Origin of the sequence: Streptomyces sp. NPDC046203 (assembly GCF_040646255.1) — a bacterium.
In the GTDB taxonomy this organism is placed as follows: domain Bacteria; phylum Actinomycetota; class Actinomycetes; order Streptomycetales; family Streptomycetaceae; genus Streptomyces.
This window is the reverse complement of the sequence record NZ_JBEYZX010000008.1, coordinates 178,360-196,579: the sequence shown is the minus strand read 5'-3', so window position 1 is coordinate 196,579 and position 18,220 is coordinate 178,360. Positions and strand designations below refer to the sequence as shown.

General features: G+C 71.7%; 24 protein-coding genes. 4 read left to right on the top strand and 20 right to left on the bottom strand.

The genetic code is table 11. The features are described from left to right. Positions 1 to 5 precede the first annotated feature (5 nt). The 17 genes from ABZ990_RS09925 to ABZ990_RS09845 form a co-directional block, all read right to left on the bottom strand. A complete protein-coding gene (locus ABZ990_RS09925; protein ID WP_361228046.1) occupies positions 6 to 845 on the bottom strand; it encodes a DNA primase in 840 nt (279 codons plus the stop codon). Then, positions 842 to 1,570: a DNA methylase gene (locus ABZ990_RS09920; protein ID WP_361228044.1), complete on the bottom strand. Its 729-nt coding sequence runs from the start codon at positions 1,568 to 1,570 to the stop codon at positions 842 to 844. The genes ABZ990_RS09925 and ABZ990_RS09920 overlap by 4 nt, the downstream gene beginning before the upstream one ends. A gap of 79 nt (positions 1,571 to 1,649) precedes the next feature. Beyond that, positions 1,650 to 1,907 (bottom strand): hypothetical protein, encoded by a 258-nt coding sequence (locus ABZ990_RS09915; protein WP_361228042.1) that lies wholly within the window; start codon positions 1,905 to 1,907, stop codon positions 1,650 to 1,652. Positions 1,908 to 1,986: 79 nt separating this feature from the next. Next, entirely contained in the window at positions 1,987 to 2,688 is a 702-nt protein-coding gene (locus ABZ990_RS09910) for a hypothetical protein (RefSeq protein WP_361228039.1), read from the bottom strand. Positions 2,689 to 2,695: 7 nt separating this feature from the next. Further along, entirely contained in the window at positions 2,696 to 2,974 is a 279-nt protein-coding gene (locus ABZ990_RS09905) for a hypothetical protein (RefSeq protein WP_361228036.1), read from the bottom strand. Positions 2,975 to 2,986: 12 nt separating this feature from the next. Continuing rightward, on the bottom strand, positions 2,987 to 3,328 hold the full coding sequence (locus tag ABZ990_RS09900; RefSeq protein WP_361228033.1) for a hypothetical protein: 342 nt from the start codon (positions 3,326 to 3,328) through the stop codon (positions 2,987 to 2,989). A 2-nt stretch (positions 3,329 to 3,330) separates the two neighbouring features. Next, positions 3,331 to 3,489: a hypothetical protein gene (locus ABZ990_RS09895; protein WP_361228030.1), complete on the bottom strand. Its 159-nt coding sequence runs from the start codon at positions 3,487 to 3,489 to the stop codon at positions 3,331 to 3,333. After that, positions 3,486 to 3,899 (bottom strand): RNase adapter RapZ, encoded by a 414-nt coding sequence (locus tag ABZ990_RS09890; RefSeq protein ID WP_361228028.1) that lies wholly within the window; start codon positions 3,897 to 3,899, stop codon positions 3,486 to 3,488. The genes ABZ990_RS09895 and ABZ990_RS09890 overlap by 4 nt, the downstream gene beginning before the upstream one ends. Beyond that, positions 3,896 to 4,318 (bottom strand): Pycsar system effector family protein, encoded by a 423-nt coding sequence (locus tag ABZ990_RS09885; protein ID WP_361228134.1) that lies wholly within the window; start codon positions 4,316 to 4,318, stop codon positions 3,896 to 3,898. The genes ABZ990_RS09890 and ABZ990_RS09885 overlap by 4 nt, the downstream gene beginning before the upstream one ends. Positions 4,319 to 4,338: 20 nt before the next feature. Beyond that, positions 4,339 to 5,460 (bottom strand): DUF2637 domain-containing protein, encoded by a 1,122-nt coding sequence (locus tag ABZ990_RS09880; protein WP_361228025.1) that lies wholly within the window; start codon positions 5,458 to 5,460, stop codon positions 4,339 to 4,341. Next, the gene (locus ABZ990_RS09875) at positions 5,460 to 5,969 is read right to left on the bottom strand and encodes a hypothetical protein (RefSeq protein ID WP_361228022.1); all 510 of its coding nucleotides are present in this window, start codon (positions 5,967 to 5,969) and stop codon (positions 5,460 to 5,462) included. The genes ABZ990_RS09880 and ABZ990_RS09875 overlap by 1 nt, the downstream gene beginning before the upstream one ends. 93 nt (positions 5,970 to 6,062) lie before the next feature. Beyond that, positions 6,063 to 6,197 carry a hypothetical protein gene (locus ABZ990_RS09870; protein WP_361228019.1) on the bottom strand — a complete coding sequence of 45 codons (135 nt, stop codon included), beginning with the start codon at positions 6,195 to 6,197 and terminating at the stop codon, positions 6,063 to 6,065. A gap of 27 nt (positions 6,198 to 6,224) precedes the next feature. Further along, complete coding sequence (locus ABZ990_RS09865; protein ID WP_361228016.1) at positions 6,225 to 8,240, bottom strand: sporulation protein SsgA; 2,016 nt, start codon at positions 8,238 to 8,240, stop codon at positions 6,225 to 6,227. Between the two features lie 15 nt (positions 8,241 to 8,255). Beyond that, positions 8,256 to 8,852, bottom strand: coding sequence for a plasmid transfer protein TraA (gene traA / locus ABZ990_RS09860; RefSeq protein WP_361228013.1), 597 nt, complete (start codon positions 8,850 to 8,852; stop codon positions 8,256 to 8,258). A gap of 15 nt (positions 8,853 to 8,867) precedes the next feature. After that, positions 8,868 to 9,239 carry a hypothetical protein gene (locus ABZ990_RS09855; protein ID WP_361228011.1) on the bottom strand — a complete coding sequence of 124 codons (372 nt, stop codon included), beginning with the start codon at positions 9,237 to 9,239 and terminating at the stop codon, positions 8,868 to 8,870. Then, positions 9,236 to 9,502 (bottom strand): DUF6284 family protein, encoded by a 267-nt coding sequence (locus ABZ990_RS09850; RefSeq protein WP_361228008.1) that lies wholly within the window; start codon positions 9,500 to 9,502, stop codon positions 9,236 to 9,238. Before ABZ990_RS09850 ends, ABZ990_RS09855 begins: the two co-directional genes overlap by 4 nt. Before the next feature lie 144 nt (positions 9,503 to 9,646). After that, positions 9,647 to 10,105 (bottom strand): protein kilB, encoded by a 459-nt coding sequence (locus tag ABZ990_RS09845; RefSeq protein WP_361228005.1) that lies wholly within the window; start codon positions 10,103 to 10,105, stop codon positions 9,647 to 9,649. A gap of 528 nt (positions 10,106 to 10,633) precedes the next feature. On the opposite strand from ABZ990_RS09845, the gene ABZ990_RS09840 reads away from it, so the two are divergent. Together ABZ990_RS09840 and ABZ990_RS09835 are read left to right on the top strand one after the other, a co-directional pair. Beyond that, positions 10,634 to 11,407, top strand: coding sequence for a GntR family transcriptional regulator (locus ABZ990_RS09840; protein ID WP_361228002.1), 774 nt, complete (start codon positions 10,634 to 10,636; stop codon positions 11,405 to 11,407). Next, on the top strand, positions 11,404 to 11,964 hold the full coding sequence (locus ABZ990_RS09835) for a GNAT family N-acetyltransferase (protein ID WP_361227999.1): 561 nt from the start codon (positions 11,404 to 11,406) through the stop codon (positions 11,962 to 11,964). Before ABZ990_RS09840 ends, ABZ990_RS09835 begins: the two co-directional genes overlap by 4 nt. A 1,021-nt stretch (positions 11,965 to 12,985) precedes the next feature. On the opposite strand, the gene ABZ990_RS09830 is transcribed toward ABZ990_RS09835, so the two are convergent. Beyond that, complete coding sequence (locus ABZ990_RS09830) at positions 12,986 to 13,318, bottom strand: hypothetical protein (RefSeq protein WP_361227996.1); 333 nt, start codon at positions 13,316 to 13,318, stop codon at positions 12,986 to 12,988. Positions 13,319 to 13,635: 317 nt separating this feature from the next. Further along, positions 13,636 to 14,418, bottom strand: a complete 783-nt coding sequence (locus tag ABZ990_RS09825) for a hypothetical protein (RefSeq protein WP_361227993.1) — start codon at positions 14,416 to 14,418, stop codon at positions 13,636 to 13,638. Positions 14,419 to 14,695: 277 nt separating this feature from the next. Here ABZ990_RS09825 and ABZ990_RS09820 point away from each other — a divergent pair, with 277 nt between their 5' ends. Next, a complete protein-coding gene (locus ABZ990_RS09820) occupies positions 14,696 to 15,973 on the top strand; it encodes a glycosyltransferase (RefSeq protein ID WP_361227990.1) in 1,278 nt (425 codons plus the stop codon). Positions 15,974 to 16,210: 237 nt separating this feature from the next. Next, a complete protein-coding gene (locus ABZ990_RS09815) occupies positions 16,211 to 16,402 on the top strand; it encodes an I78 family peptidase inhibitor (protein ID WP_361227987.1) in 192 nt (63 codons plus the stop codon). A gap of 159 nt (positions 16,403 to 16,561) precedes the next feature. Here ABZ990_RS09815 and ABZ990_RS09810 read toward each other — a convergent pair whose 3' ends face one another. Further along, complete coding sequence (locus ABZ990_RS09810) at positions 16,562 to 17,611, bottom strand: phosphatase PAP2 family protein (RefSeq protein ID WP_361227984.1); 1,050 nt, start codon at positions 17,609 to 17,611, stop codon at positions 16,562 to 16,564. Between the last annotated feature and the right edge of the window lie 609 nt (positions 17,612 to 18,220).

Below are 18,220 nucleotides of genomic sequence, written 5' to 3'. Positions count from 1 at the left end.
GGCGCTCACATCCCCAGCGCCGCAAGAGCGTTGGACCAGGCGGCCGTGCAGTGCCGCGGGGACTCACCCTTGGCCTGCGCGGCGGCGAACAGACGGTCCATGTGCGCCTCGGTGAGGCAGCCGCACCGGCCGTGGGCGGACAGCACCGCGAGGAACGTGGCGTAGACGGTGTTGTGGATCGCGCTGGTGGCCTCGGTGATCCGCTGTTCCGCCATGGTGATCCCGCGCTCCAGATAGGAGGGCACGCGGTGACGGCACTGCCCGCCCCCTGCGGGCGCGGGCACGGCGAGCGCGCGCGGCGCCGGCCGGACCGTGGACGGCGTCTTCACGACCAGCTCGCGGACAACCTCCGGCAGAACCGCCATGGTTCCGGTGCCGGGGCCGAGCCAGCGGGCATAGGACATGGTCGACTTGATGTCGACGTCCTTTCGGACACCGTTCACGGAGCGCGTGGTGCCGGAGTAGATCCAGTGCTCCCCGCGCGTGGTGGTCACGGTCGTCGTGGGCGGGAGTGTGGCGCGGGCCCAGTCGACGGCGTCCGTGTTGTCGAGGTCGACGACGGTGACGCTGGCGCCGCCGGGGTGGTAGCCGATCGCGCGGGCCCGGCGCCACGCGGCCGTCCACTGCGGGGAGGTGAGGACGGCGGGGTCGGTGGTGGCGGCGGCCCAGGCGTGGCACGGCCACGGGCAGGCGCACGGCCCGGGGGTCTGCATGTTCGGCCGCCCGCCACACGCCAGATCCGTGCAGGCTGGGCAGTTGCCGAACGGGCGCTTGTCGGCCCCCAGCGGCAGCACGGGCAGCCCGCCCTCGGCGAGGGCCGGGGCGATGGTGGAGATGCTGTTCACGCGGCCACCTCCGTCCGGGCCTGGGTGAGGTACTGGGCGCCGATCCACTGCGAGTACGCGGGCGGGATCGCCTCGGTCAGCTCTTCGCGGACGTCAGTCCAGGTGATGCCCATCGCCGTCTGCAACTCCGGCACGGACGGCTTGCCGCCGCCGTTGCCGTACGCGGCGACGTACGGCCCGTCGTGGTACCGGCCGTGGCGCCAGCCGCGCACCCGGCCCCGGTGCGGCTGGTGAGCGGGCTGTTCGACGCTCCAGCGGCCGAGTTCGAAGTTCCGGTGGCGGAGCACGCCGAGACCGAACATCTCGCCGCACAGGGTGAGGTCCTTGCGGATCTCGGCCTTCCCGTTGGGCTGCTCGATGACGTACGGGAGGCCGGACGCCTCCAGCAGCCGCCGGGTGGCGGGCACGAGGTCGACGTGGCTGCGGCCCCAGCCCCGGGACTGGTTGGTGCCGACGGTCAGGGCGCACCCGGCCTGACACGGCGGGGAGGTGTGGACGAACGCGAACCGTCCGATCTCGCCGGTGGCGATCAGGTCGGCGAGGAAGTCGAGCGCGTCGGCCTGCACGAAGGTGAAGGGGTAGTGGGGGCGGGGGCGGATGTCGACGCCGACGACGTCGAACCCGGCCGCCGCGTATCCGGCGGCGGCGCCGCCGGCGCAGCAGAACAGGTCCAGCAGACGCGGCCGGGCGTCGCGCTCTCGCCGGATGTCGGTGGGTTGGGTCATGCTGGGAGACCTCCAGGTCGTGTGGATCGGGAGATGAGGGCGGCCCCGGTCTTTGGCGAGAGGGGGCCGCCCTCGGTTTCTAGAAGGGCGGTTCGTCGCTGTAACCGGACATGCGGCAGCGCGGGAGCGGCAGGACGGTCCAGCGGCGGTTCTCGTCCCAGCAGGGGCAGCTCTCCCAGACGGGGCCGCCGTACTCGCTGAATCCGTCGCCGTACGGGTCGCCGAAGCGTCGGGTGTGCCCGCCATAGCCCTGGCAGTCCGGGCAGTCGGGGCGAGGGGTGTCGGCCAGGATCACGGCCGGGCGGGGCCAGTCGGTGCGGCGGATGCGAAGTCGCATGGGTCCTCCAGACCCGGGGGCGGCCCCAACCCTGGTGGGGCGGGGCCGCCCTTCGTGTGTCGGGTGAGAGCTGGGGCGGTTACGGGATGGTGAGGACGATGGCGGTGGCGTCGTCGCGGTAGCCGGTGTCGTCGGCACGGGCGGCGTTCACGAGCGCGTCGGCGAGGGCCTGCGGGTCGGTGTGGTGGGCGCGGGCGAGGGCTTCGAGGTGGTCGTGGTCGACGGAGTCGTGGATGCCGTCGCTGGTGAGGATCACGACGGGGTCGGTGATGCGGGCGCTGCGGACGGTGGCGATGGAGCAGAGGGAGAGGGAGGACAGGACGAGGGTGTCGAAGTCGCCGGCGATCTCGGCGTCGGTTCCTCCGGAGTACCGGAGCCACTGGCCCATGGTCTGGTCGGTGGTGCGCTGGACGAGGCGCTTGCCGTCGAAGCCGTAGGCGCGGGCGTCGCCGGTCCAGGCGATCGATGTGCTGCGTCGGGGGCGGGCGACGGCGAGGACGGCGACGCCGTCGGGGCACTCGTCGACCCCGGCGGGGACAGTTGCGAGTTCGGCGGCGGCGAGGATGCCGATCATCGCGGTCCGGCGGGCGCCGATGCGGGCGGCGGTCTCGGCGGCGAGGTGGGCGAGGTGGGCGACCTCGGGGCTGCTGCCGATGCCGTCGACGATGGCGCCGGCGGTGATGTCGGTGCCGGGGGCGGTGTGCAGGGCGGCCGAGTCGGCGTTGTACTCGCGGACGCCCTGCCGGGTCGCCTTGGCGGCACGGATGGTCTGGAAGGTCATGGCGCTCCTAGAAGGGGGTGTCGTTGTGGTGGGTGGTGGCCCAGGGGTCGGTGTAGGGCTGCTCGCGGCGCGGGAGCCGGGGGACCGGGACGAGGAGCCAGCGGCGGTTCTCGTCCCAGCAGGGGCAGGGGTCCCAGTCGGACCCGGCGTACTCGCCGGTCATGGGGTCGCCGTAGTCGCGGTTCCATCCGCCCTCGCCCCGGCAGTCGGAGCAGTCGGGGCGAGGGGTGTCGGTGAGGATCAGGGCCGGACGGGGCCAGTCGGTGCGGCGGATGCGCGGTCGCATGGGTCCTCCGAGTCAGGCGGCGAACAAGAAGTCCTCGCCGTCGTCCGGGTTGAGGGGCTGAGGGGTGGCGGTGCGGGTGCGGCGGCTGAGGATCGGCGTGTTGGGGCCGTCGTTGTGGAAGCGGACGGTGCCCACGCAGTGCTGGGGGCGGTCCGGGTCCCGCTTGTCGGGCGGGGTATAGAGCCGGGGCGCGTCGGGGTGGGCGTGGTTCCAGTCCTCGGCGCAGACCTTGTGGACTGGTTCTCCGGCGTGGGACCGCAGCGGGGTCGGCCTGCCGCACAGGCAGCAGGGCCGGTCCCGGGTGTGGTCGAAGTGCGAGCTGTCGCCCCAACCGAGGACGGGGATCGCGTCCATGGTCAGGAGGCTTTGGGGCCGTGGGGCTTGCGGTGAAGGTCGGGGTGCTCGTCGCCCTTGGCGTTGTTGCCGGGGCGCTGATTGCTGCCCTTCGGTCGGCTGCCCGAGGTGCCGGTCGGCATCCTGCCGGCGTAGCCGTTGCGCTTCTTCCCCGGGGTCATCGCGTCTCCTTGCGGCGGGAAGGGAGGAGCGGGCGGTCGATGTGGCGGTGGTGGAGCTGGACGACGTGGTCGAGGCGGCCGAGTTCGGTGGCGAGCTGTTCGGCGATGGCGACGGAGCGGTGGCGGCCGCCGTAGCAGTGGACGAGGACGTCGATGCGGGTCTGGCCGGCCTCGGCGCGCTGGTCGATCTCGCGGACGTGGCGGTCGACGAGCCGGCGGGCGCCGGGGGTGGTCATCACGTACTGGTGGACCTCGGGGTCGAGGCCGGTGAGCTGGGTGAGGCGGGCGCGGACGGCCGGGTCGTCGGGCGGGTTGCGCAGCTCGGTGGTGTCGACGACGACGGGGCGGTGGGCCCGCGGTTCGTCGTTGTGGCCGATGCCGTACGACACGATCCGGATGACGATGGTCATGCGGCACCTCCGAGGGCGAGCGCGAGGACGGCGGCCACGACGAAGAAGGCGCCGGCGGTGCGGATCAGGTCGATCGCCTGCCGCAGGCCGGTGAACTTCACGGCGGCGAGGCGGGAGAGGCCGACGACGTCGTCGGCCAGGTTTCGCGGCTCGGCGGCAAGGAGCTGCTGCGGGGTGAGGGTCGCCCACAGCGGCCAGCCGTGTCGGCCGCCGAGGCGGGGCCGGACCACGTGGAGCAGGAGGACGGCGGCGGCGGCCAGGAGCGCGGCGCCGATGCCGCCCGCGATATATGCGGGCAGGGTCATCGGGACGTCGTGGGCGATGCTTCCGGCGCCGGCCAGGACCGCGCCGACGAAGGCGAGCAGCAGGCCCGCCTTCGAGTCGGTGCGGGTGATCTCGGCGCGGACCTCGGCGTGCATGGCGGTCAGGTCGTCGGTGCTCACGCGGAGACCTCCTCGCCCTTGAGGGCGGCGGCCTGCTTGGCGACCCAGCCCGTGGACCACCCCGTGAGGGTGGCGAGCTTGCTCTGGGAGATGCCGTCGCGCAGGCCCTCACGGACGACCGTGAGCGCTTTTTCCTTCGGCATCTGGTCGTTGCTGGTGGCCTCGTGAGTGGTCGTGAGGGCGGGGGCACTCGCGGTGGCACTCACGACGGGACGGCGGTCACTCACGGCGGCACTCACGGCCGGGCGGGGAGCCCTCACGGTCTCGGTCTGACGGAGTGCCTCAGCGGCCTTCCGCTCGCGCTCGGCCCGTTGCGCGTCGTCCCGCGCCTTCTTTTCCGCCTCGTCCCGGGTCCGCTCCTCACGGGCGATCCGATCGGTCCGCTCCTGCTCCTCACGGTGCCGGGCTGCCTGGTGCTCGCGGACGGCCTGTGCCTCGGCTGCCTCGTGAGCAAGACGTTCCCGCTCCATCTGTGCTTCGTGAGTACGGCGCGCCTCCTCGGACTTTCGATCCTCTTCGCGGCGGCGGTTCTCGGCCTCACGCTCCCGCTCACGCTCGGCCGCCCGAGCCGCCTCGGAGGCCTGCCGGTCGGCCCGCTGGCGTGCCTCACGCCCCTCACGCTCGATGCGTGAGCGCTCCGCCCTTGACTGCCGCTCACGCTCCTTCTGCTCACGCTCTTCGGCCCGCTCACGCTCGATGCGGGCGACCGCGTGAGTGATCGCGCGGCGCCATCCGATCGCGGCCTCGGCCGTGACGATGAGCAGGATCGGGGCGACCGCGTGGACGCCGACTCCGACCCAGTCACTGCGGAGCATCGAGTCGCCGATGTTGAGGAGCAGGGTCATGCCGCCGGTGAGCCAGCGCAAGAGGTCCGGCCACCGGCCGGGGTGACCGTCAAGGCGGGCGACGATCTCACCGACGCGGACCGTGATGACGACGGCGACGTCGACCACGGTGGGCAGGATCGGGGCCGTCCAGTCCCAGTCGTCGTCGGTGACGCGCTCCACGAGCGGGGTCACGGTCAAGACGGAGAAGAGGATCGCGCCGCCGACGATCACCCACACGAGGCGGAGGATCTTCTCCGCCATGTCGACCTGGCGCTGCGTGTCGAGGCGCATCACCGACGGTCACCGCCCCTGACCGACTGGGTGATGGTCTGGGTGATCGTCTGCGTGACCTCGATGCCGCCGCCCTTGGAACGGCGGGCGAGGAGGGCGACGACCAGGACGGCGCCGATCAGGAGCATCGGGGCGGCGGCGGTGATCCCGGCCGCGACGGCGGCGGCCCCGGTGGCGAGGAGGTCGAGCGCCCAGCCGAGGAGACAGGCGCCGGCGCCGATGCCGACGCTGGCGACGGCGGTGCCAACGGCCCACCGGGGCACGATCGGCCCCGACGTCTCGGCGGCCGGGGCGTTCTGGGTGACCGCGGCTTCGAGGGCGCCCTGGCGGCGGGCCAGCTCCAAGAGCGCGGCGACATCGAACTGCGGGGCGGGCACCGCCGGGACGGTGGTCGCCGGAGCGGCCGGAGCGGCCGGAGCGGCGCCGGCCGGGCTGTCGGGCATGAGTGCGGCGAGCAGATCGGCGTCGGTGATCTGCCGTCCGGTGGGATACTGGGGGTGGTCGGTCACGGTGTCCTCCGTGGTCGTCCGGGCCGATCCGGGGGCAACCGGGTCGGCCCTCTGCGTGTGGTGTGCGGGGGTGTGCGGCTGTGTGGCGGAGCGTCAGTTGCCGCGTTCGGCGTCGCGGGCGTCCATCTCCGCCATGAACTCCGCGTACTCCGCCTGGTCCGCCTCTTCGTAGTCATTGATCAGCTGCGCCAGGTCGAGGGCGTGCCACTCGTGGTCGATCGGGTCCATCTCTCCTCCTGTGGTTGCTGGTGGGCGTCAGACCCCGGCGAGGACCGGGACGAGGCGGTAGACGCCCGCCTCGGCGGTAGGGGCCAGACGCCCCTCCTCCGCGAGCCGCTTCATCTCCTTGGAGACCCAGGAGCGGTCGCGGCCGAGCTGCTCCAGGTACGGGCCGAGGTCCTTCACGGCGACCGTGCCGGGCCCCATTCCGGCGAGCATCCGCACCAGCTGGTCGAGCAGCTCGCGGGCCTCCTCCGGGGACGGCTTGTCCGCCGGGGGGAGGGCGGTGTTCGCTCCGGCCGGCGGGATCTCGGCGGTGGGGTCGAGGTCCGCGTCCTCCGAGTCGACCAGCTCGTTGGGCTCGGGCTCGTAGCCCTGCTCCTCCAGCTTCTCGACCACGAGGGGCTCCAGTTCCGCGTCGCCCATGGCGCGCACGACTCGATTGGTGAAGAACTGGCCCGCGACCTTCGCGGCAGTGTCGGCCGTCACCGCGTCAATCTCGGCCCGGACGGCCCCGAACCGCTCGACGACGTATGCCGCCATCCGCTCGTACTCGCCCGACGGGCCGGTCCAGAACGTCCTTGCCGGGGTCGCGTGGAGGTCCTCGTCGACGCCCGCGCTCGCCAGGTACACGTAGCCCTTGCGCTTGTTGCCCCAGGCGGCCGGGTCGGCGCCCGCGTCCAGGACCTCCTCCGGGAGGGCGAAGCTCGCGTCGTCGCCCTTGACCCCGAAGCACATGGCCGACGGGAGGGAGGCACGGGTGTCGGTGGAGAGCTGGTAGCCGGATGCCCGCTGCATCGAGACCACCAAGGTGACGCCCGCCGACCGGGCCTCCTGGGCGATGCCGGTGAACACGTCATCGCCCAGCTCGCGCAGGAGCTTCGCCGCCTCTTCGAACCAGGCGACGAGGTACTGCAGTCCGTCGCAGCCGCACGCCTTGCCGTCCTTGCGGCACGAGTGCTTGCGGTCCGTCTGCCGCTCGGCGGCGGCGGGCTCCCACGCCCGGTAGCCGTGGTCGCGCAGCCACGCGGTACGCGCGGGGATGACGGTCTGCACGGCCGCGACCATCGCGGCGGCCGACGGGGTGTCGAGCGCCGCCCAGTCGAGCGCGGGCACCAGGGGCTGGAAGTCCTGGCCGGCCTTCGCCGCGTCGGCCAGCCAGACCACGACGTCCCGCCGGGTCAGCAGCTCCAGCAGGAGGTCGAGGGCGCCCTCGGTCTTGCCGGAGCCGGTCATCCCCATGACGAGGATGTGGATCGCGTCCAGCAGCGGCAGCAGGAGGTCCGAGCCGTCGTCGTACACCCCGATCCGCAGCGGCTCCGCGACCGACGCGCCCGGTGCGTAAGGGCCGGGCCAGATCGTCGGTTCCTTGAGCATGTCCTCGGGGACGATGACGATCCGTCCACGCCGGGCGGAGTCCGGGTCGTGCTCGATCCGGATCGCCGTGGTGGGCACGTCGAGCGCCGAGGCGAGTCGGTCCCGCGCCTTGCCCAGGTCCCCGTTCGTCAGCTCGCCCGCCGGGAGCTCGTAGGCGGCGGTCACCTTGTTCGGCTCGACCTTGACGTTCTTCAGGAGCGTGCGGGCCAGACCCACCTTCTCCATCAGGCCCTTGTCCGACGCACCGGACGTCTCGACCATGCCGCCCGCGACCAGTACCTTGCGGATGTTCCACGACAGCGCGAGGACCGCGCCGCCCATCAGGTACAGGTTCGCGAGCGGCCCGGAGAACGGCCCGGAGATCGCGGCCGCCGTCGTCCAGGCCGACGCCGACGCCACCGTGATCGCCGAGTGCAGACGCAGCTGACGCCCCGACTTGACCCCTGCCGTCCACGTGACCGCCGTGAGCGCGACCGACCCGAGCGTGAGACCGATGCCCGCCCACGGAGAGCCGTCCCACGCCAGGTTCGCGCCGCCGCCGGCCACCCCGACGAGACCCGTCACGATCCACGGCGGCACGAACGGCTGCGCCTGCCGCCACAGCCACGACTTCGCCGTGTGACCCGTGGACGAGACCGCCGGGAGGTTCTGCTGGATGTTCTGCTGTTTCGCCATCAGGATCCCCTCCCCTCAGTACCGGAACGGCGTGGTCGTCGCGGGCCGCTGCGGACGCGGTCGCATCAGGTCGGCGTACTCGCGCTGGAACGCCGCGTACGCGGCCACCGAGTTCTTCGCGGCGGCGGTCGCCCCGTCGGCGGCCTTCTTCAGCTTCCGGGCGACGTTCTTGGCCCGGAGCCGGGCCTGGACGATGTTGTCGTCCGGGAGCGACTGCGCCTGCCCCAGCCGGGCCTCCAGGATCGCGGCCCCCATCGACAGCTCGATCGCGCACTGGACCATCAGCGCCCGCACGTTGTTGCAGTACGCCCGGATGTCCTCGGTCGAGTTGAACTCCGGCTCGCCCAGCATGAAGTGCGTGGTCTGGGCCTTCAGCGACGTCGAGCCGCCCTTGGTGGTGTTGACCGTGAGGTTGATCGGCGGGGCGAACGATCCGCCCATCGCGCCGATGAACCCACCGATTGCCGCACCCGCGTCGGCGGCGAACTTGTTGCTCTTCGACTGGCCGCTCTGGTTCGAGCGGGGCGTGGCCTGCCGGGGCCGAGGCGGCCCGAACGGCTGCTCCGCCTGCTGCTGCCGGAAGTTGTGGACCCGGTTGCTGTTGCTTGCCATGGTGATCTCCTCAGGTCAGTGGGTGTGGCAGGCGGGGATCGACACACGGGCCGTGGACGCCGACTCCGGGGCCTGGACCGTGACGTAGGCCACGAGTTCCACGACCGCTCCGGCGAAGGCTCCGTGAGCGCCCAAGACGCCGGTCCGGCCGTCAGCCTGAACGCTGTGAACGACGGTCAGCGGGTCGATGTCCAGCGCCTCCCGCCACGCCTCGAACGCGGCGAAGCCGGCGGCCGAGTAGTCGTCGTCGTAGAACTTCAGCGCCAGCGCTTCCGGGAAGATCGTCGAGATGCTCACCGTCGGGGCCGGCAGATGCGGGAACTCCGCCTGCAACGTGACAAGCGCCGTCAGCGGGGCGTTCAGCCCCTCAAGGGGCAGGCCGCTCATGCGGCGCCACCCACCGGCGACTGGGTGGCGCGGTTCGCCAGGTTGCACCGCTCGGCCAGGACCCTGTTCCGGGCCCGGCGGATGCGCTGCTGGTCGACCTCGTTCGCGGGACGGTCGAGGGTGACGATCTGCGCGTCGAGAAGCTCGATCTCCGCGTCGATCAGCGGCATCTCCTGCTCGATCGCATCCAGCTCCGCATCCGACGGCTCACCGTTGAACGGGACGGCCGTAACAGCCTGCTGAAGTGCAGCGATGAAGTTCATTGGGTCGCGCTTCCTTCTGTGAGAGGGGTGGGTGCGGCCCGCAAAGAACCCCCGGAGCGGCTACTCCGGGGGTTCGTCTTTGGTGCGGGCCAGCGCCCCGGCCGGGAGTCGAACCCGGCCGAGAGACCGTCGGGGCGGTAGAGGTCAGATCGCGGTGACGGCGGCGTGTACGAGCCGGTCGGCGGCCTCGATCGCGGCCGCCCGGCGGGCAGCGAGGATGTCCTCGGTGGCCGCGTTGCGAAGGCTGAAGGTGGTCCGGGCGGCGGTCTCGGCGTGCTCGGCGAGGGCCGGGGCGAGGATCTGTACGGCGGTGAGCGGGGCGGTGACTGCGGCCCGGGTGGTGTGACTGGCGGTCCGAGCATGCTCGTAGACGGCGCTGTCGGCACCGTTCAGCCGCAGGTTCTCGCGCGCCCACATCGCTCGGCGGTGCTCGGCGATCGCGGCGACCAGGTTCGTGACGGCGGCCAGCCGTTCGCGCCGCAGTTCGCTGTCCTGGGCCGCGATTCGTTCCTGTCGAGTCAGCCGGTGCTGGAGGACCCCGGCGACAACCGCGCCGAGCAGGGTGCCGACGACCGCGACGACGCTTGTGACGACAGCTTCCACGATGAACTCCCTTGGTGTGATGGGGTGTTCCAACTCCCTGCTACCCCGCCCGTACGGCCCCCAGTAGGGCCGGACGGGCGAGGGAGGCAGCCGGCCGCAGTGCGACTGCGGACAGATCAGGTGACGCGGTGGGCGTGGCCACCCGGATGGTCAAGCGCGGGTGACGCCGAAGGTTGTCGGCGATGCATCGAGACCCCTTGGGTCGATCGGATCGGAACAAGCACTGCAAGGGGGACCTAGTCCCCACCCTCCGGCCGTTGCTCGCGGTCACCGGGCCACCTCGCCAGTCGGGCCGAAACCCTGTCCTCTGGCCTTCAGCGGGATTGCAGCGTCCCCGCCTTGAACTTCTGACGGTGCTCCCCGCCTGGGGAATACCGCCGCAAGCGGGCATGCTTAATGGTGCTGCACCGCTTGCTCAACTTGTTGGTACAAGCTGATGCAGTGATGTTGCACCCACGGACAGTGAGACGTCAAGCGATCGGGGCCTGCATGTACCAACAAGTTGAGCGAGTGAGTCATCATGGGCGCATGACCAAGCAGCCGAAGTACCGGCAACTCGCCGACGCCCTCCGCCGAGACATCGACAACGCGGCCTACAAGCCGGGCTCTCGCCTGCCATCCGAAAGTGAGCTGAGCGAGCGCTTCGGCGCTTCCAGGAACACCGTCCGCTCCGGACTTGCGCTGCTGGTCAGCGAGGGGCTGATCTCATCCAGTCAGGGCCTCGGATACGAGGTTCGCAAGCACGAGCCCTTCGAGCTGAACGCCTCCCGCTTCGAGAACCTGACGTTCCCGCAGAACGGCGACGCGTACAACACCGACGTCACGGCCGCCGGCCGTCGACCCACCCAGACGTTTCGCGTCGAGGTGGCCCCGGCGACTGAGTACGTCGCCAAGCGGCTCAAGGTAGGACGGGAGTCCACGACCGTCCTCCGCTTCTGCCACCGCTTCGTGGACGACGTGCCCTGGTCGACCCAGGCCACCTACTACCCGGACTGGCTGGTCAAGGAAGCCCCTCGACTCGCCGAGCCGGGGGACATCGAGGAGGGGACTACTCGCTATCTCGCGGGAGTCGGCGTCGAGCAGGTCGGGTACTTCGATGAGATCGCGGCCCGGATGCCCACCCCCGAAGAGGCGCGCCTGCTGGACGTATCCGCTGGTGTCCCCGTCATGCTCTGGACGCGGACCGGCTACTCGGACACCAAGTCGATCCGGTGCACGATCACGACCTTCCGGGGCGACCTCAACCGCATGAACTACGAGATCGGGAGCCTTTCGGCCCGCGAGGGAGACGTGCAACTGTGATCATCGAGACCGCCACCCCCGACGACCTCTCCAAGCTGTTGGCCTTCAGACAGGAAGCGGCCGGATGGCTGACTGACCTGGGCACGGACCAGTGGCAGCGGCCGTACCCGGCGGACAAGCTTCTTGCCACGATCCAGCAGGGTGTCGTCTTCATGGTCCGCGACGGAGCTGCGACGGCGGCTACCATCACGCTGACCCCCGACGCCGAAGACGGACTGTGGAGCGAGTGGGAACTCGCGGATCCGTCGATGTTCATCAACAAGCTGACCGTCGCTCGCACTCACGCCGGGCGTGACCTCGGCGGGCGACTGCTCGACTGGGCTGGGGACCGGGCGTTCCACTCCGGGGCCGCCTGGCTCCGTCTGGACGCATGGACGACGAACGCCAGGCTCCAGGACTACTACCTTCAGCACGGCTTCTCCTACGTCCGGACCGTCACCGATGGCGGAGCCGTCAACGGTGGGCCGCGCGTATCGGGGTGGCTCGCCCAGCGTCCGACCGCTCCTTGTGGAGCGCACGGACTCACCGATCACACCGATCGGCTGCCTGCGGCCTGACGACGGGCAGGACTCCGTCACCGCACCTCCTTGGCGGGGTGGCCGACATCTGTCCGAGGTCGGGATTTCTGCGTCACTGTGTCGCCAGCGTCACTTAGGGGCTTTGACCTGCGATTTTCGGTGACGCAGAGGGGCGCGGGCTGTGTCACCCGTGACGCAGCCGTCCGTCACGGCGTGACGCAGGTGACGAACGGTGACGCAGGCCTTTGGGCTCTGCGTCACCCTCATCGACGCAGGTCAGGGGCGGTTTTTGGGCCTGTGGTGACGCAGGTGACGCAGCGTCTTCCTACTTAGGAAAAAAAGAGGGGTCTGTGTCTGTTGTTGTGCGGGCCTTCGAGCGTGAAGAAGGAGCCGCTTCGCGGCACGACTCTTGGGCGGCGGCAAGCCGCCGAAGAGCAAGAGGAGCACCGCCGCCCGGCCCGGGTGCTCCTCTTGCTTGTCGCACGGACGCCGGTGACGCAGGTGACGAACGGTGACGCAGACTTTTGGGCTCTGCGTCACCCTCATCGACGCAGGTCAGAGGTCGTTTTTGGACCTGTGGTGACGCAGGTGACGCAGCGTCTTCCTACTTAGGAAAAAATGGGGGTGAAAACCTCCTTTACTGTTCACGGCGCCGGCCGGGAGACGGCTTCGCCGGTGTGCCCGCAGGCGCCGACAGGGGGAGGAGGCGCATGCCGTAGGCGCCCGAAAGAGCGTCCGCCCGAAGGGTGGTCCTTCTATCCCTCCCTGACCGAGCGGGGCCGTCCCTGGGCCGTCAAAGGACTCCCGGGGCCCACCAACGTTCACCAATGACAACCGCTCAACCGCAGGTCAGAGGCTTGCGCGAGGAGAACACCGCAGGCCCCAGAGCGGGTTGGTGAAAGGCGCGGCAAGAAGAAGTAGTCATCCGGGGACCGCGTGAGGCGGTCCCCCGGGTACGGCCGAGGGCCGGGGCGTCGTCACGACACCCCGGCCCTCGGCCGTACTCCGCCGGTCTCCAAGCCGTACGGGTACGGCGGGGTACGGGGAGCGGCGGTACGGCTCAGCCCCCGGCCCCGGTGCCCGGCGGCAGCGCGTACGCCGACCAGCCGCGCCCGGTCCCGGTGCCCGCCCGGGGCATCGCCCCAGGACCCGTGCCCATGGCCGTCGCCCCCGGGACGCCCGGGGCGCCGCCCGGCCTCGGACCGGCGGGCGGCATGGCGCCCGGGCCCTGGCCCCGGCCCGTGCCGAAGGAGCGGAAGAGCAGCTCCTCCTCGCCGCTGCGGTCGCCCGGCAGGGTGCGGAAGGCGCGGCGGAACTCGGCGATCAGGGCGTCGAAGATCGGGGTCGCCGAGAACGCCGGGAACCCTGGTGCGCCGTCGCGGGCGGGGCGCATGCCGGGGATGGGGGCGAGGCCCGGATTCGGGTACGGCTGCGGAAACGGGTCGTATGTGTGCACATATCTGCCAACGACCCCGGCGTCCGGGGGATGCGGGCGGCGCTCGGAATGAGGGTGCCCCGGGGACGGGGAATCGGCAGGGGGGCGCCCGGAAGGATCGGGCGGAGCGGCCCGCCAAGGCCGCGCGCCGTCCCCGTACCGACCGTCTCCGTACCGACCGTTCCCGTACCGGCCGTCCTCGTACCCGTGTCCGTCCGCGCGTGGTGCGGGCCCCTCGTTCCAGGGCCCGCCGGCGGCCGGCACGGGCGGCTCGCTCATGTGCCGGCCAGCGGCATCGCCGCGGCCACCAGGCAGCCGTTGGCGGCGGCCTTCTCCAGGGCGTCGCGCAGCAGGTCCTCGCGCGGCTGCTGGCCGATGGCGCCCACCGGCGCCGCGAACACCAGCACGGTGTGCGACTTGTTCGCCGCCGTCCGCCAGCCCTCGGTGACCTGGAGCGGCTGGTGCGCCTGCCACCAGGCGACCTGGCCCGTGCCGCTCATACCGGGCTGCAGGACCGAGTGCAGCCGCCCCATCGCGACCAGGACCGACCAGCCGGGCAGCGGCGCGGGCCTGGTGTTGACGTCGGTGACGGGCTGGAAGCCCTGTTCGACGAGCAGCGTCAGGAACTCGTCCGTCGTGCCGTTCGTGCCGGGGCGGGCGACCGGGGCGGTGGGCTCGACGACGAGCGCCGGGTGCAGCTCGCCCCCGATCAGCACCAGCCCGCTGGTGACCCCGAGGACGGCCTGCCGGGGGTGCTCGACGGCGAGCGACTCGGCGGCGTCGGCGGCCGTGATCGAGGCGACCGCGCCCTGGAGCTGTTCCTCGGCGACCCGGACCACCTGGGACTGGATACAGCCGGCGTGCGCGAAGGCGAGCACGGCCGTCTCCTCGCCGACGAACAGCACGGTGCTGGTCCGCTCGCGCTCGGAGTCGCCGGGCGTACGGCAGGAGGTGCAGTCGTAGCTGCCCGGGGCGTTCTCGCCGGCGAGCAGCCGGTCGGCTTCTTCGTCGCCGATCTCGGCGCGTACGTCCTCGCTGACGTCGAGCATGCGCGGCACGGGGGGCTCCCTGGACTCTTCGCGTGGCGACGCCAGGGCGGCTCCCGGGCGTCTCATGACGAGTTCAACGGGGAAGGCTCGGCCGGGGTCACGGCGGGAAGCCGCCAAGTTGTTCGGGGCGTGATCCGGGCGGTCCGGGACGGCTCCGGGCGGGTGCGGCCCGCCCTCGCCGGTACCGCCGCGCCGCCAACTCTCCGGTGACGGGCGGGGAATGACGGCGGGGCCCGGCTACAGTCGCCGGGACCACACACGTTCACCCAGGGGGACCGGCTCGTCCATGCGTGTTTCTTTCCTGCTCCACAACGGCTACCACATCGGTGGCACGATCCGGGCGACCTTCACGCTCGCCGCCGAGCTGGCGGCCCGCCACGAGGTCGAGATCGTCTCGGTGTTCCGCCATCGCGACAAGCCGCTTCTCGGGGTTCCCGACGGGGTGACCCTGCGTCATCTCGTCGACATCCGGAAGAACAGCCCGGATTACGACGGGGAGCACCCCGACTTCCACCGTCCCGCCCGGGTCTTCCCGCGCGGCGACGGCCGCTGGAAGCAGTACAGCGCCCTCACCGACGCCCGGATCGGCGCCCATCTCGCCTCCGTCGAGGCCGACGTGGTCGTCGCCACCCGTCCCGGGCTCAATGTGCAGCTCGCCCGGCAGGCCCCGCGCGGCCCGGTGCTCATCGGACAGGAACACCTGATCCTCGACGGGCACAGCTACCGGCTGCGGCGCGACATCGGCCACGAGTACGCGCTGCTCGACGCCGTGACCACCGTCACCGAGGCCGACGCCCGCTCCTACCGGGCGCTCGGGCTGCCCGGCGTACGGATCGAGGCGGTGCCCAACAGTGTGCCCGCGCCGCGCGTGCCGCCCGCCGACCCCGCCGCGAAGATCGTCGTCGCGGCCGGCCGGCTCACCCCGGTCAAGCGGTACGACCTGCTGATCGACGCCTTCGCCGCGGTGGCCGCCGCCCGCCCCGACTGGCGGCTGCGGATCTACGGCACCGGCGACGCCTCCGACAATCTGAAGAAGACCCTGGCCCGGCAGATCGAACGGCTCGGCCTCGGCGAGCACGTCCACCTCATGGGGACCGCGCACCCGATGGAGCCGGAGTGGGCCAAGGGCTCGCTGGCCGCCGTCACCTCGCGGCGCGAGTCCTTCGGCATGACCATCGTCGAGGCGATGCGCTGCGGGCTGCCGGTGGTCTCCACGGACTGCCCGTACGGCCCGGCGGAGATCATCGAGGACGGCGTCGACGGCCGGCTCGTCCCGGTCGACGACACGGCGGCGGTGTCGGCCGCGCTGCTCGCCCTGATCAACGACGACGAGGCCCGCGCGCGGGCGGCGAAGGCGGCCCTGGTCGCCTCAGAGCGTTTCGACCCGGCGCGTACGGCGGTCCGGCACGAGGAGATCTGGGCCGGGCTCGCCGCCGCGAGCGGTTCCCGCCCGCGCGCCCACGCTCCGGCCAAGGCCACGCTGCACCGTGCCGGGGGCACCGTTCTCGATCTGGTCTACACGGCGAAGTCCAAGGTGGGGGCGCTGGTCCGGCGCTTCCGTTGAGCGCTCCATGGGGGAACTGTGGTGATCTTGTGAATGCGGCACGGCGAGGGGCGTGGAATTCGCCGCCGGGAGCGTGCGAAAGGAATTCGGGGGCAGGTTTTTCCCGGCACCTGAATTTCCGGGTAAACGGCCGGAATCCGACCTCGCGGACGTACTCGATGAAGAGCGCGGCCATGTCAAACATATGTCGGGAAGCTGTGACACAAGCGTGACCGGCAAGGGACTAACGTGATCTGTATGACACTCGAACACGCACCCGAAACGTATGTGGGACTGCCCGTCGAGGAGGCCGAGCGGCTCGCCAGGATCCGCGGCTGGAGCATCGTCCGGATCCTGCCGCCGGGCGCGGTCGTCACCATGGAGTACATGGAGGGCCGGATCGACTTCGAGGCGAAGGACGGCGTCGTCACCCGCGCCTGGCGCGGCTGAGCGGCCGGGGAATCCGGCAGGCCGGGCCGGTGGATCCCGGTCCGGTCGGCCCCGGTCCGCCGGACGTGTCCCGGTCCGGATCCGGCCCGGGCGCGAATGAGGGGAGGGCCCCGGCCGACCGGCCGGGGCCCTCCCCTCATTACGTTCGTCCGCGCGGGCTCAGCCGCCCGTCGCCGGCCGCGAGTGCGGCGGACGGCGGCTGCCGGCCGGGCCGGACGGGCCGCGCTCCGAACGCACCGCGTGATGGGCGGAGTGGGCCGGGTGCGCGGCGGGGTGATGGGCCCGCTGGGCGGCCAGCTGCGAGCCGGGCAGGCCCGCACCGCGGGCGGCGGCCGTGCCGCGTCCGCCACCGGCTGGCGCGGCAGTGGCGGGCGTGCGTACTGGCTCCCCGTCCGCCGCCGGGCGCGGCGGGAACAGGCCGGGCACCGGCCTCCCGGTCGCCACGGGCAGCGAGGGCACCAGGCCGCGACGGGACCGCAGCTGCTCGCGCAGCCGGTCGCGCAGGTCCAGGATCCGCGCCTCGACGACCGCGATCACCGGCTCGCACCAGGGCAGCGCGAGCAGGATGACCAGTCCGGCGGCCCAGCCGAGCAGGACGTCGCTCAGCCAGTGCGTACCGAGGTAGACGGTGGTCAGACCGACCCCGAGCGCGACCACGGCCGACAGGGCGGAGAGATACCGCCGGGCTCTCGGGGTGGTCGCCAGATAGGCCAGGATGCCCCAGGTCACGACCGCGTTCGCGGTGTGCCCGGACGGGAATATGTCGCCGCCCGCGAACAGCTCGGCGGAGCCGACCTGGGTCGCGTAGTGGGGACCGGCCCGGCCGAGTCCGAGTTTGACCGCTCCGACCGTGACGTTGAGCAGGAGCAGGGCGGCGCCGAGGGAGAGCAGCGGGCGCAGGGTGTGCTGGCGCCAGGAGCGCCAGCCCAGCCAGGCCGCCACCATGACGGCCGTCGGGCCGCGCTGGCCGAGGACGACGTAGTAGTCGAGGAAGGCGTGCAGCTCCGGCCACTGCTGGTAGGGCCGGAAGAGCATGATCTTCCAGTCGAGGGTCACCAGCCAGGTCGACAGCATGACGGCGACGACGATGACCAGATAGAACGCCGACGTCCCGCCGAAGAGGGCGAGACGCGTCCAGGTCATCCGCGGGACCTCTATCTTCGGCGGTTCCGGCTCCCGGTCCAGCCGGGCAAAGATGTCGGTACGCACCCAATCGACGTTACAGGGAGTGAGTGGCGACCTTGGTCGTTCCGGGGTCTTCGTGATGACGATGTGATGTGGAGTCCCTCTCGCGTGGGGGTCACTTCCCGCCTGCCGTCCGAAAATCCGATGACCTTGCACCCATTTGCGGGATGCATGATTTCCGTAAGTCTGTTTGACGGGTCGATGAATTCACGGATCGGGAGACCGCGCGGAATTTGGTGAAGGGGTGCCGGGCGGCCCGAGTGGCGTACGCCACACCCGCGCCCGGCCGGGGTGAGACCCTGGCCACGCGCTCGGAGGTTGAACTCGCGTACGCTGACGGCTCACTCGCCCGTCGATGCCGGGCCGCCCCGGGGGTCCCACGGTTCCCGGACGGTGCCCGCCGAGCGCGAGGGCTTCACTGGGAGGTACATGCATGGCGCGGACGATCACGGCCGGAAAGCGTCGGACGAGTCCCCTCGGCCGCGGCACCGGCGGTGGCACCGGGCACGAGAGCGGGCCGGGGACCGGGCGTACCGCCGGACAGGGAGCCGGCGGACCCGGTGAAGCGGACGGACCGAAGGGACCCGGCGAACCGGCTGGGTCCGGCGGGTCCGGTGGCTCCGGCGGGTCTGG